Genomic DNA, 12,102 nt, shown 5'->3' with positions numbered 1-12,102 from the left:
TGAGACTCTGAAACTACGATCAATAAAGTACTGTCTAAACCTAAACATTTTTATTTTGACTATACCTAAGTACTCAAGTTCCCCGACACTCTTATTTTCCTAGAAAAGTGTGATTTTCCGGAGGAAATTTGTTTATTGAATTTGAACTTTTAGTGAAGTTAACTTAAAGTTAACGCTGCTGAAATAGAGCAATTATCAAAAAATATAGGATTTACGCAACTAAACGCAGTTTATACAATAAATTCTCTGTTAACCAATAAATACAAATAACCTTAAAAAGAGATCGGAATTTGATTTTGTGTAGGTTAGCTTGAGAAAGATAAACTCAACAAGGCAGAGATTTTGAGTTTTGTTCCTAAAAGTAACCCAAATTTTACTCTTTGGCAAGAAGCAAGAAGACTAATTAAGTGAGTTATTTTTTCTTTGGATTTGTTGAATAAAAAATTCTTCTAGAGAGTGACGGGACAAGTTTATGGCAATAATTTTACCCTCCATGAGACGAAGACTGGAGAGGAAATCATAGTAATCATCTTGTAGTGTACCTTGCCAGGAACCATCAGGCTCAAATCTGAGAGTAGGTATCCATTTTTTGAGAATTTCCCAGTCACCACCTTGACCTTTAACGTGATATGTGTTTTCCCCGCCTAAGAGTTCATTCAGGGAACCAGAGCAAATTAATTCACCTTGAGCGAGGATGGCAATGCGATCGCAAATCTGTTCTACTTCACTAAGAATGTGGCTGTTGAAAAAAATCGTCTTGCCTGCTGCTTTTAGCGCCAGGATAATTTCCCGCATTTGGTAGCGTCCCACCGGATCAAGACCAGACATTGGTTCATCTAGAAAAACCAAATCTGGCTCGTTAATTAGCGCCTGTGCCATACCAACACGCTGTAGCATTCCTTTAGAATAGCGGCGCAGGAGCTTTTTACGGGCATCCCCTTGGGATAAACCCACTAATTCCAGCAGTTGGGGAATGCGTTGGCGTTGTACGCTGTTGGGAATTTGGAATAACCCAGCGGCTAGCTGCAAAAACTCCCAGCCGGTGAGATAGTCATACAAATAGGGATTTTCTGGCAGATAGCCGATATGTTGCTTAACACTGCGATCGCCTATGGGTTTACCCAATAATAATCCCCGTCCAGAGGTAGGACGAATAATTCCCAGCAACAATTTTAAAAGGGTGGTTTTACCCGCACCATTTGGCCCCAGCAACCCAAAGGTTTCACCTTTGTAAACTGTTAAAGAACAGTTTTTGAGACATACGACTTTTTGATTTAGCCAAAAACCAGTGCGATAGACTTTTCGCAACTCAGAAGTTAGGACTACTGGCGGAGTGTCGGTCGTACTAAGTTGAGAATCAGGGTCATCTGCAACAGACTTCATCTCGGTTCAACTACCATTTACCAGCTTGGTATTAATTACAAGTTACCCGGTACGCTGATAATAACCATCACAGAGCAGTGTGTCAATTATTGCAAACAGAGTAGCATAAATAAATTTCAGTCCTGGTAAGTAACTCTGGCTAGCTTTACAAAACGCCCTTAGAACTGGGAATCAGGCCAGCACGACGGGGGTCGATTTCCAGCGCCAGCCGCGTTGCCCTCGCAAACGCCTTAAATGTTGCTTCAATAATGTGATGGGAATTAGTGCCATCCAGTTGCCGAATGTGCAGTGTCATTTGGCTATGGTTCACCAGTGCCACAAAGAATTCTCGCACTAATTGGGTGTCATAGCTTCCTACCCGTTGAGTAGGAATTTGCAAGCCGTAGCTGAGGTGAGGACGTCCAGAAAAGTCTAGCGCTACCTGAACTAAAGCTTCATCTAGTGGTGCGAGAAAATTACCAAAGCGGACAATGCCTTTTCTGTCGCCTAGTGCTTGGTTCAAAGCTTGCCCTAAGGTAATGCCTACATCTTCGTTGGTGTGATGGTCATCAATTTCCCAGTCTCCCTTGGCTTGGACATCTATATCAATCAGCCCGTGGGAGGCAATTTGATGCAACATATGATTCAAAAACGGAATGCCTGTTGCTGCTGTGCAAGTTCCTCTACCATCCAGGTTGATGGTAACTTGCACATCAGTTTCACCAGTGGTGCGGTGAACAGTGGCAATCCGAGGCGTTTTAGTTGACTGGTCGTAGTTTGAATTAAGTTTGCTAATTTGCATAGGGAGTGGAAGGAGTTAGGAGTTAGGAGTTAGGAGTGAGGAGTGAGGAGTTAGGAGTTAAAAATTCATAACTCATAACTCATAACTTTATCGCGTCACATTCCCATAATTTCATATCCTGCATCTACATACAGAACTTGTCCGGTAATGCCACTGGACAAATCACTACATAAGAAAGCCGCCGCGTTGCCCACTTCTAGCTGAGTGACGGTGCGTCGTAGCGGAGCTACTTCTTCTACATGATGAATCATATCCAATATTCCGCCCACTGCTGAAGATGCTAAGGTGCGGATGGGGCCTGCGGAGATGGCATTGACGCGGATATTTTGTGGCCCTAGTTCTGCGGCCAGGTAACGCACACTCATTTCTAACCCCGCTTTGGCAACTCCCATGACATTATAGTTAGGAATTGCTCTGACACCGCCTAAATATGTCAAAGTGACGATACTACCTCCCTGTGTCATCAAAGGTTTCGCTGCACCAGTTAACTGCACCAGCGAGTAGGTACTGATTTCTAAGGCGGTATTGAAGCCAGAACGAGAGGTTTGGCTAAAATCTCCAGTTAAATCGTCTTTGCTGGCAAAAGCAAGACAATGGATCAGGATATCTAGCTTTCCCCACTGTTCGCGGATTGTCTCAAAGGTAGATTGAATCTGTTGATCATTTTGGACATTACAGGGAAGAAATAAGCTGGGGTTGAGGGGTTCTACCAACTCCGCGACTTTTTTCTCCATCTTGCCACGTTCATCCGGCAGGTAGGTAATACCCAGGTTTGCTCCGGCTTTGTGCAGCTGTTGGGCGATACCCCAGGCGATCGAGCGGTTATTGGCAATACCTGTAACAAGGGCATTTTTTCCAGTCAGATTCAGCATAGAAATTGTTAATGCGATCGATCATTAGGAGCATACTAGAATCTGAGGCGCGTTTTGTCTTTGTTTTACACAGGATTTGCAAAAATGAATATTGGTAAGGGTGTTTGCTGTGACAAAATTCTTGATTTTTCCTAAAGATATTGTCAAATTATCTTTATTTGTTCTTCAAAAAACCCTTTTTAATACAGCTATTGTGACTACTTATCAACAATTAGTAGCTGAAAGGATCAAGAATTATGTATCATTATAAACAAAGAGTTATGAAGAGATTAGTTTGAGTATAGGAAAGTACAGAAAGGTTGACGGTGCTTTATTCATTTTTCGGGTGTATTCTTAGGTAATCAGTTTTTGTTTTTCCGGCATTGGGTAGGGGAAGGGAGATGATCGTGACACAAGATAAAGCCCTAGCAAATGTATTTCGTCAGATGGCGACCGGGGCGTTTCCGCCAGTTGTGGAAACGTTTGAACGCAATAAAACGATCTTTTTTCCTGGCGATCCTGCCGAACGAGTTTATTTTCTTTTGAAAGGTGCTGTTAAGCTTTCCAGGGTGTACGAGGCAGGAGAGGAAATAACGGTAGCGCTGCTCCGGGAAAATAGTGTTTTTGGTGTATTGTCATTGCTGACGGGAAATAAGTCGGATCGGTTTTACCATGCGGTTGCATTTACGCCTGTGGAATTACTGTCAGCGCCAATTGAACAGGTCGAGCTAGCACTCAAGGAAAATCCAGAATTATCAATGTTAATGCTGCGAGGTCTGTCTTCGCGCATTTTACAGACAGAGATGATGATTGAAACTCTCGCTCACCGAGATATGGGTTCTAGGTTGGTGAGTTTTTTGTTAATTCTTTGTCGGGATTTTGGGGTTCCTTGTGCAGATGGGATCACTATTGATCTGAAGTTATCTCATCAAGCGATCGCCGAGGCAATTGGTTCGACTCGTGTTACCGTTACTAGGCTACTGGGGGATTTGCGTGAAAAAAAGATGATTTCTATCCACAAAAAGAAGATTACTGTGCATAAACCTGTTACTTTAAGTAGGCAGTTCACATAAAAACAATTGGAGAAAGGGGAGTCGGCGCGTGTTGTGTTTTGAAAAATGACACTAATAGCTAGAGGTAAATCTAAAATTGAGCAATTTCAGCTATTGCCAATCTCCACTTCTCCACAGACAATGCTTAAAAGTAGTAGGCTGTATCTGGAAGGATTTCGGTAGCTAAAGATGACCACCGGATACATCCTCATCGCAGCAATTTTAATTCTGGGAGGCGTAATTGCCACCGTGGGCGATCGCATCGGCACACGAGTTGGCAAAGCCCGCCTCTCACTTTTTAATCTTCGTCCAAAAAATACTGCTGTACTGGTAACAATTTTTACGGGTGGTTTGATTTCAGCATCAACATTAGGGATTTTATTCGCTGCCGACGAAGGCTTACGAAAGGGAGTCTTTGAGTTGGAGGATATTCAAACAGACCTAAGGCAGAAGCGGGAACAGCTAAAAACCGCAGAAACTCAGAAAAGTCAGGTAGAGAGTGAGCTAAATCAAGCAAGAATTGCCCAAGCAAAGGCACAACAAGACTTGCAGGTAATCAATCAATCCTTGCAGGCGGCGAATGCCAAACAACGCCAAACACAAGCTCAGTTGAACCGCACCATTAATCAACAAGCCCAAACTCAAACTCAACTCCAACGCACTCAAGGTCAGCTAGAACAAGTTGTAACTCAGTATCAAAAAGCCATAGCTGAACTCCAAAGTGTTTATAATCAAAGAAAGCAGCTACAGGCGGCAGTTGAGCTACTGAAGACAGAACGTCAACGCTTGTATGCTGAAGCTAAAAAAGCCATTGGCGATGCCAAAACAGCTATTGAAAAACGCGATCGCGAACTCGCTAATCGCCAAGAAGTTATAGAACAGCGCGATCAAAAAATTGCCCAACTCGATCAACTAATTCAAAAGCGTAATCTAGAAGTTGCAGCGCGAGAGCAAGTGATTGCCACACGGGAATCACGCCTCAAAGAATTGGAAGGACAACAGGAGCAACTAGAACTGGAAGTTGCAAGGCTGGAAAAATATTATCAATCCTACCGCGACCTGCGTCTGGGTAAGCTAGCCTTAGTTCGCGGTCAAGTTCTGTCTGCTGGTGTCATTCGTGTTACCCAACCTGGTGCTGCTCGTCAGGCAGTGGTACAACTTTTACAAGAAGCCAATCGCAACGCCAACCTGGAATTAAGTGAGCCGGGTGGAAATGTTGTAAATGTAAAGCTACTGCGCGTAACCCAGGATAGGGTTGACCAGTTGAGCAAGCAGATTGGCGATGGTCAAGAATACGTGGTGCGAATTTTCTCGGCTGGTAATTACGTCAGGGGAGAAAAGCAGATAGAATTTTTCGCCGATACAGCTCGGAATCAATTGGTTTTTTCGGGAGGCGCAGTGCTGGCCACAACTACTACCGATTCCAAAACCATGACATCCTATCAGTTACAGCAGCGCCTGGAACTACTGATTTCTGCTTCCCAATTTCGTGCGCGTAATGCCGGAATTATCGAAAATGTGCAAGTAGACGGGACTTTTCTGCGCTTTGTCACCCAATTAAGACAGTATAATCAACCATTGGAGATCAAAGCGATCGCCGCAGAGGACACTTATACAGCCGGCCCATTGAGAGTAAAATTAGTGGCAATAGTCAACGGACAAATTCTTTTTAGTACTTAAAAAATATTTTGCACACTGTTATTAGTAAGATTTAAGCATATTTGAACAGCAGCTAAAATGCTTACTGTAATTGCCTTTCTTAATTTGGAATTTTTAAATTTTAATTTATTATGACTTTTCGTGAATTTTCACCAACGCAACCAGTCATCTTGGGGTTTGATCCAGGTCGAGATAAGTGTGGTTTAGCGGTGATGGGACTCGATCGGCAACTGCATTATCATCAGGTGGTGCTAGCAAAAGAGGCGATCGCTACCATTGAGACACTGCGTCAAAAGTTTCCCATTTCCTTGATGGTCATGGGCGACCAAACTACAGCCAAGCAGTGGAGACAGCAATTATATCAGGAATTGACAGAACCCCTGAGTATTATTTTAGTGGATGAGCGCTACACAACGTTAGAAGCACGCGATCGCTATTGGCAGATGTACCCACCCAAAGGGCTAATAAAGCTATTGCCACAGGGTCTACGACAGCCACCAAGACCGATAGATGACATTGTTGCCATCCTCTTAATCGAAAGATACTTAAATCGCCTCACTGAATCAACACTAAGCAGTCAGGAGTGAGGAATTAGATCATTAACTCCTGTACAGACGCGATTAATCGCGTCTCTCCTAACTCCTAACTTTTAAAGTTCTGCCCGAATAGTAAAAGCATAATCTCCTCCAGGCTCTAGCTGGTAATCTTGTTGCTCCAAGAATCGACCGAGGGGTTCTTTGATTAAGGCGCGGCCTTGGGAAGGCTTGACGGCAAGTTCTCCCCGGCGAAAATGCCACTGGAAATGCCACTCAAACTCACCCGCATTCACTTCGCCCTCAAGGAAGCCGTGTTGCCAGGATTGGCGGGTAATTCTGACATGGGCAATGGTTTCTGGCAGACGTTTTGCACTCACAATCCTTTATGTCAAGTGTAGAATAACAGCCGATCATGTAGGCTACTTATTTTATTTACCGGAATTAATGGGTTTAAAGCCCCGTCGTCCTACGACGACTTTTGTTCTATTAGTGATCGAAGAAACTCCCTTATGATATCTGTTTTGGTTCGCTTTGATTTTTTTGCATATCGCTCAAGGGCCTTCATCTCTTCTTGGGAAACTCTAACGTGCAACTGTTTTTCAAGCATTTTGTGTACCAATGTGCTACACTAATTATAGTGGAAAGGTAATCAACCACTGGCAGAGAAGGTATCGCTAAAAAATGGTAGTCTGTGATACCGTTTTTTCAGGAATGTACAAAAGCCGATTTATAGAGATAAATTATAAGCTGAACTTATAAAACTGCGGGTAATTTTGGTTAAAATTTTAGGAATGAGTGTATCCTAGAAATTGTATATCTGATGCTCTTTTCATCAGTGTATTGTGGATTAATTGGAATTTCCTGGAAGGATTTCAGCACAATTACAGCCCGATAAAGCTTAGAGTATTTATATTGCTTTTCTTGGATATCAAAACGCAGAATATTTTCTAGCTGATGCTCGATAATTTGGTTGCCACGCAGACTTTTACGTTCGATAAATACCTTGTCAATACTTTTATAGAAGGTGCAGGTAGTTACAGGTGATGTGGCAAAATAAGCAGCGATCGCCATAATAATCAATATAAATAAACTTAAGAAAAATAGATAATTTCGCTGATTCTGCTGCACTAATAGGGAAGTTTGCCCAGAGTTGATAAAAACGTTGATTTTCAAGGCAATTTCCTGATTCTCTTGATAGCTAACATGTGACAGCAGTCCAAAGTCTCCAAATGGAGTTACAATCATAACTTGATAGGTTTTGCTCCCTTTGCTACCAGTCTTTGTAAGAACGTATGCTTCCTGGAGATCAAATATTTTGAGTTTCTCCATACTTCCCAGCAAATTAAACCGCTTCAACTCACAGTTAAGTTGGTTTGGTGAAGGTCGAGTACAACTGAGACTAACTGAAGCAGAATCAAAAACTAAGCAGTAAATCAAAAAGCTTAAACAGATAGTAAAAATGCACCACCCGCTAAACCAATATCCGAGTGGTCGATGCTTTAGCTGCAATCTGGTACGGGTTTCCTCTACAATTTTCATCGGTACTTGTGTATAGAATCTTTAACCTCTGAGTAGAGTATTCCCCTTGTAGACCATTCACTGATCACCAAGTCTAAGTACTAGGGAAGATTTATGATGAATCGCTAAAAAATATTTGGCTAACTGATAGATAATTGGGGCAGAAAGCTATAGCTAGAAGCATGGAAACCAAACAGCTAGGAAAAACTGATATATTTGTGAGTGCGATCGGTTTGGGTGGTATGCCCATGTCAATTTCTAATCGCCCTGCTGAATCGGAATCAATCCAAGTTATTCATCGGGCGTTGGAGTTGGGTATTACATTTATTGACACTGCCGATTCTTACTGCAAAGATGAGTCAGATAAGCACCACAACGAGCGGCTAATTCACAAAGCACTTAGTAGTTATAAAGGTGATGTTAGCCAAGTAATTGTGGCAACTAAGGGCGGTTTGATGCGTCCCAATGGCAGCTGGACAAGTAACGGTAGCCCAGAACATTTACGCCAAACAATTAAAGTTAGTTTTGAGGCGTTGGGTGGTGCTAAACCCATCGATGTTTGGCAATACCATTCTCCCGATACTAATTACACCATTGAAGAATCCCTTGCGCCAGTGAAAGAAGCAGTGGAGGCTGGTTTGATTCGGTTTGTGGGAGTTTCTAATTTTTCCGTTGAACAAATTAAGCGATCGCGGGATGTGGTAGATATTGTTTCAGTGCAGAATCAATACAGCCCTTGGCAACGACAGCCAGAAAATGACGGCGTGTTGAAGTATTGCGAACAGCAAGGATTGACCTTTTTGCCTTGGAGTCCCTTTGGTGGTAGGCGTCGTCATCAGGACTTGCAAGATATTCCTGCGATCGCTCAGTTAGCTAAAGAAAAAGGCGTGTCGGTGTATAATATCGTCTTGGCGTGGTTGCGTTCCAAGTCGCCTGTTATTTTGCCAATTCCTGGTGCTAGTAAGGTTTCCAGCATTGAAGACTCAGTACAAGCTATCAATGTGAAACTATCTGATGAAGAAGTGCAAAAAATTGATCGGGCAACTTAATCATTCCACTAGCTAAAGTAGATGTGGTAAAAGTCGCCTAAGATTTTCGTGGCTTGTTTAGCTGCATAAATTCTTTGATTGCCTGCACTAAACGCATAAATAAAAGACATGATCTTAGAAACACACCGCTTGCTAATGCGTGACTTTGTAGAGACAGACTGGCAAGCGGTTTTTGCCTATCAATCTGATCCTTTGTACTTGCGTTACAACTATTGGACGCACCGCACAAAGAACGATGTTTGCGAGTTTATCCAGATGTTTATTGATCAGCAAAAAGAGCAACCACGGACAAAGTTTCAGTTAGCTGTCGTCCTCAAAGAAGAAAATCGGCTTATTGGCAATTGTGGCATCCGTGTAAATGACCCGGAAATGCGGGAAGCAAATATCGGGTATGAACTAAACACTCAATATTGGGGACAAGGTTATGCAACAGAAGCAGCACAGGCAATTTTAAAGTTCGGCTTTGAAGGACTGGGAATGCATCGTATCTGGTCTTGGTGTGTTACAGAGAATGTTGCTTCTATAAGGGTATTAGAAAAAATCGGTATGCGTCGTGAGGGTCATCTGCGGGAAAAAGAGTTAATTAAAGGTAGATGGTACGACAACTTTCTTTACGCTATCCTTGACGACGAAAGTTTTTCTATTTAAGAGGTAAAGAAATGAATGAACAGATTAGTAAACGCCGTTTTAAGTTTTGGGAGTACAACGTGAGTCACAATCAACTTCTAATTCGTAGCCCTAAAAATAAGGAGTTTAATACGAATATAGATATTAAGTTTATCGGCGTATCATACTTAGATATACCTACAACCATGACGGGTTTTTTATTTTCTGAACCTAGCATTGACGAAGCGAGTAAAATTAAGCTAAATCTTCCTGGTAAGTCCGAGTCTGATCATATTTTTGTGCTTTCTAGTTTATTAGCTGCACACTGATGGGTAAACCCTTACTATCAAAGCCTACAGGAATTGCGATCGCAGGTTAATCTTCGCTTCTCAATCGTTGCTGGTGCTGGCTACAACAGAATAAGGCTTTAGGTAATTAGTGATAAGTTGAGCTTATAGTGTCGTTTATTAGTGAAATTTGTCTACATTTTTAGGCAATGTATTAGCAAACAGAGTTTACAAGTCAAAACTTTTTCTAATTAAATTTAGAGGAAATCCACTTTCAATAAAAAAAAGGATTTAAAAACCACACTTTGTGATGTTGTCTAAAAAATATTAGATTTTTCAGACCCGAAAACAGACTACAAATGCTTTAAAGCGTGTGGTATTTTTTACGCTAAAAGCCAAGAAATGCTAGAAGAACAGAAATGGCTGTTTACTGATGAAAACATCACAGTCATTATCTATTGCTGAACTGTAACGTTCTCAATCTCAGCCAACTTCCTTCTAAGCTTTCCCCGGCGCTTAACATGCTGAACTACTATGTTTTCTTCATTCTCTTGAATGAACTGCTCTAAGTCTTCTAGGGCGACTTGGACAGTCTCACCATTTTTTAAAAGTGCAGTAGGCATAGAATTAATCTCTGTTCACTGGCTGTAATGGGATCTTACTCCAGTTTATTGCAAGAATGTTTCTATCTGCTTAACTTTTACTCACAATGAAGCTCCTTAATAAAGTTCCGAAAAGTAACTAAAGTGAATATGTAGTTTTCATTTTGAGAATTTGGCATTATATTGCCAAGGCTGGACGATGATCAATCCAAGGGTTAGCCGCTTCTAATTGTGCTGCTAGGCTGATGAGTGTGGCTTCAGCCGCAGGTTTACCAATTAGCTGCACACTCATCGGTAAACCCTTACTATCAAAGCCTACAGGAATTGCGATCGCAGGTTGTCCAGTTGCATTAGCAGGCGGACAAGGGGCAACCCATTGAATAATATTTTGGAATGTCTCTTCTGGACTCAGCGAAGCCCATTCCCCAATCATGATCGGTGAATGTAGATAAACTGGCAATACCAGCACATCCACGGTATCGAAAAACGCCACAATCTGCCGTGCGACTATCTGCATTTGAGAAACTGCTTGCAGGTACTCGGCAACAGAACCTGTGCGGGCAAATAGCCAGCGATTCACTGGTTGCAAGGCTTCAACTGGAAGTCCCGACGCAGCCACCCCAGCTTGCCAGACGATTTGAAATGGTTCAATTAAGCCGCTAAAATCTGGAGATTTCTGTTCAACTTGGTGGCCGAGTTGTTCTAATAACTCAACTGTTTGGCGGACACCTTGCTGACAGTTGGCGTCAGCTTCTCCCAAAGGAGAAATGTTAGTGTCAAAGGCAATTCGCAAAGCACCGAGTTTTGTTTGAGTGGCGGCGAGAAATGATGGTTCGGGATCTGGCAACCAGTAAGGATCGCCTGTGACATAGCCAGAGATCGCATCCAAAAGGGCAGCAGCATCAGCGACAGTCCGGGCGATCGGGCCGTTGGCGGCAATTCCAGCCAGGCGTTCGCCTACGGGTGCTTTACTCACCCTGCCCCTGGATGGTTTGAGTCCCACCAAACCACAACAAGCGGCAGGCCCCCGAATTGAACCACCGCCATCAGAACCTTGAGCGATCGCACACAATCCTGCTGCTACCGCCGCCCCCGCCCCGCCACTGGAACCACCAGGAGTATATTCTAAATTCCACGGATTTCTGGCTGCGGGAAAACCCGTAGGTTCGCTGTAAGGTAATGAACCTAATTCGGAAGTGGCTGTTTTACCGAGGATCGTAAATCCAGCTTGCTTAATCCGGGTCACAACCCCATCATCATAGTTAGGAATATTGTTTAGTAATGCTGGATTACCATAAGTACAGGTAACACCTGCTACAGCGTTCAGGTCTTTAATGGAAATCGGCACACCAAAAAATGGCGGTTGTTCTGAGGTAGTTGTCAATAATTCTGTTTTGGCTTTGGCATCTGCGATCGCTAGTTCTGCCGTCACCGTAAAATAACTTCCTAATTGCGGATTCAACTGCCCAATCCGTTCTAAATATATTTCCACCAACTCTAGCGGTGATACTTCCCGGCGACGAATTAATTGCGCCAACTCTAGCGCTGGGGTAAATGCTAAATCAACTTCATTCATACGTTAGTGAATGGGTAATTTTGTCTTTCTCTGGGATTTTAAAACTTAAATTGTTACTTTAGCAGGATTTCCGGGAACTATATATTTTATGGCTCCTGAGATTTGTCACTTAACTAGGATGCTCAAATGCAACAAGCGTGGTTACGGTCTTGCTCAAGCCATTTTAATTGTTTCGCATAAACTTTCGACAAATCCCTAAGAA

General features: G+C 42.7%; 14 protein-coding genes. 6 read left to right on the top strand and 8 right to left on the bottom strand.

Annotated elements, in window-relative coordinates; genetic code table 11:
• Positions 1 to 399: 399 nt before the first annotated feature.
• From HWQ23_RS10775 to fabI, 3 genes are all read right to left on the bottom strand, one after another.
• A complete protein-coding gene (locus tag HWQ23_RS10775; protein WP_292827565.1) occupies positions 400 to 1,383 on the bottom strand; it encodes an ABC transporter ATP-binding protein in 984 nt (327 codons plus the stop codon).
• 145 nt (positions 1,384 to 1,528) lie between these two features.
• Positions 1,529 to 2,164 carry an imidazoleglycerol-phosphate dehydratase HisB gene (gene hisB, locus HWQ23_RS10770; RefSeq protein ID WP_292827562.1) on the bottom strand — a complete coding sequence of 212 codons (636 nt, stop codon included), beginning with the start codon at positions 2,162 to 2,164 and terminating at the stop codon, positions 1,529 to 1,531.
• A 95-nt stretch (positions 2,165 to 2,259) separates the two neighbouring features.
• Positions 2,260 to 3,036, bottom strand: a complete 777-nt coding sequence (fabI, locus tag HWQ23_RS10765) for an enoyl-ACP reductase FabI (protein ID WP_292827559.1) — start codon at positions 3,034 to 3,036, stop codon at positions 2,260 to 2,262.
• Positions 3,037 to 3,416: 380 nt separating this feature from the next.
• On the opposite strand from fabI, the gene ntcA reads away from it, so the two are divergent.
• The 3 genes from ntcA (at position 3,417) to HWQ23_RS10750 (ending at position 6,313) form a co-directional block, all read left to right on the top strand.
• Positions 3,417 to 4,088 (top strand): global nitrogen regulator NtcA, encoded by a 672-nt coding sequence (gene ntcA, locus HWQ23_RS10760; protein ID WP_094347373.1) that lies wholly within the window; start codon positions 3,417 to 3,419, stop codon positions 4,086 to 4,088.
• A 168-nt stretch (positions 4,089 to 4,256) separates the two neighbouring features.
• Complete coding sequence (locus HWQ23_RS10755) at positions 4,257 to 5,747, top strand: DUF3084 domain-containing protein (RefSeq protein WP_292827556.1); 1,491 nt, start codon at positions 4,257 to 4,259, stop codon at positions 5,745 to 5,747.
• Between the two features lie 110 nt (positions 5,748 to 5,857).
• Positions 5,858 to 6,313 carry a RuvC family protein gene (locus HWQ23_RS10750; protein WP_292827553.1) on the top strand — a complete coding sequence of 152 codons (456 nt, stop codon included), beginning with the start codon at positions 5,858 to 5,860 and terminating at the stop codon, positions 6,311 to 6,313.
• Between the two features lie 62 nt (positions 6,314 to 6,375).
• Here the strand turns inward: HWQ23_RS10750 and HWQ23_RS10745 are convergent, their stop codons facing one another.
• From HWQ23_RS10745 to HWQ23_RS10735, 3 genes are all read right to left on the bottom strand, one after another.
• Entirely contained in the window at positions 6,376 to 6,639 is a 264-nt protein-coding gene (locus HWQ23_RS10745) for a DUF3146 family protein (RefSeq protein ID WP_118171445.1), read from the bottom strand.
• Positions 6,640 to 6,728: 89 nt separating this feature from the next.
• Complete coding sequence (locus HWQ23_RS10740) at positions 6,729 to 6,869, bottom strand: ribbon-helix-helix protein, CopG family (RefSeq protein ID WP_292827550.1); 141 nt, start codon at positions 6,867 to 6,869, stop codon at positions 6,729 to 6,731.
• Between the two features lie 170 nt (positions 6,870 to 7,039).
• The gene (locus HWQ23_RS10735; RefSeq protein WP_292827547.1) at positions 7,040 to 7,801 is read right to left on the bottom strand and encodes a hypothetical protein; all 762 of its coding nucleotides are present in this window, start codon (positions 7,799 to 7,801) and stop codon (positions 7,040 to 7,042) included.
• 161 nt (positions 7,802 to 7,962) lie between these two features.
• On the opposite strand from HWQ23_RS10735, the gene HWQ23_RS10730 reads away from it, so the two are divergent.
• The 3 genes from HWQ23_RS10730 (at position 7,963) to HWQ23_RS10720 (ending at position 9,764) form a co-directional block, all read left to right on the top strand.
• Positions 7,963 to 8,829 (top strand): aldo/keto reductase, encoded by an 867-nt coding sequence (locus HWQ23_RS10730; protein WP_292827544.1) that lies wholly within the window; start codon positions 7,963 to 7,965, stop codon positions 8,827 to 8,829.
• A gap of 108 nt (positions 8,830 to 8,937) precedes the next feature.
• The gene (locus tag HWQ23_RS10725; RefSeq protein WP_292827541.1) at positions 8,938 to 9,477 is read left to right on the top strand and encodes a GNAT family N-acetyltransferase; all 540 of its coding nucleotides are present in this window, start codon (positions 8,938 to 8,940) and stop codon (positions 9,475 to 9,477) included.
• A gap of 11 nt (positions 9,478 to 9,488) precedes the next feature.
• Positions 9,489 to 9,764: a hypothetical protein gene (locus HWQ23_RS10720; protein ID WP_292827538.1), complete on the top strand. Its 276-nt coding sequence runs from the start codon at positions 9,489 to 9,491 to the stop codon at positions 9,762 to 9,764.
• A 413-nt stretch (positions 9,765 to 10,177) separates the two neighbouring features.
• On the opposite strand, the gene HWQ23_RS10715 is transcribed toward HWQ23_RS10720, so the two are convergent.
• Positions 10,178 to 10,345 (bottom strand): hypothetical protein, encoded by a 168-nt coding sequence (locus HWQ23_RS10715; RefSeq protein WP_292827535.1) that lies wholly within the window; start codon positions 10,343 to 10,345, stop codon positions 10,178 to 10,180.
• Positions 10,346 to 10,502: 157 nt separating this feature from the next.
• Positions 10,503 to 11,900, bottom strand: coding sequence for an amidase (locus HWQ23_RS10710; RefSeq protein WP_292827533.1), 1,398 nt, complete (start codon positions 11,898 to 11,900; stop codon positions 10,503 to 10,505).
• Positions 11,901 to 12,102: the final 202 nt, after the last annotated feature.

This window comes from Nostoc sp. JL33, assembly GCF_017114985.1.
Classification (GTDB): Bacteria; Cyanobacteriota; Cyanobacteriia; order Cyanobacteriales; family Nostocaceae; genus Nostoc.
The sequence above is the reverse complement of the archived record's forward strand: the minus strand, read 5'-3'. Positions and strand labels throughout refer to the sequence as shown.

Bases quoted from the DNA above. Each gene is read 5' to 3' on its own strand.
- HWQ23_RS10775 (WP_292827565.1), bottom strand. From the start codon at position 1,383: ATGAAGTCTGTTGCAGATGACCCTGATTCTCAACTTAGTACGACCGAC.
- hisB (WP_292827562.1), bottom strand. From the start codon at position 2,164: ATGCAAATTAGCAAACTTAATTCAAACTACGACCAGTCAACTAAAACG.
- fabI (WP_292827559.1), bottom strand. From the start codon at position 3,036: ATGCTGAATCTGACTGGAAAAAATGCCCTTGTTACAGGTATTGCCAAT.
- ntcA (WP_094347373.1), top strand. From the start codon at position 3,417: ATGATCGTGACACAAGATAAAGCCCTAGCAAATGTATTTCGTCAGATG.
- HWQ23_RS10755 (WP_292827556.1), top strand. From the start codon at position 4,257: ATGACCACCGGATACATCCTCATCGCAGCAATTTTAATTCTGGGAGGC.
- HWQ23_RS10750 (WP_292827553.1), top strand. From the start codon at position 5,858: ATGACTTTTCGTGAATTTTCACCAACGCAACCAGTCATCTTGGGGTTT.
- HWQ23_RS10740 (WP_292827550.1), bottom strand. From the start codon at position 6,869: ATGCTTGAAAAACAGTTGCACGTTAGAGTTTCCCAAGAAGAGATGAAG.
- HWQ23_RS10735 (WP_292827547.1), bottom strand. From the start codon at position 7,801: ATGAAAATTGTAGAGGAAACCCGTACCAGATTGCAGCTAAAGCATCGA.
- HWQ23_RS10730 (WP_292827544.1), top strand. From the start codon at position 7,963: ATGGAAACCAAACAGCTAGGAAAAACTGATATATTTGTGAGTGCGATC.
- HWQ23_RS10725 (WP_292827541.1), top strand. From the start codon at position 8,938: ATGATCTTAGAAACACACCGCTTGCTAATGCGTGACTTTGTAGAGACA.
- HWQ23_RS10720 (WP_292827538.1), top strand. From the start codon at position 9,489: ATGAATGAACAGATTAGTAAACGCCGTTTTAAGTTTTGGGAGTACAAC.
- HWQ23_RS10715 (WP_292827535.1), bottom strand. From the start codon at position 10,345: ATGCCTACTGCACTTTTAAAAAATGGTGAGACTGTCCAAGTCGCCCTA.
- HWQ23_RS10710 (WP_292827533.1), bottom strand. From the start codon at position 11,900: ATGAATGAAGTTGATTTAGCATTTACCCCAGCGCTAGAGTTGGCGCAA.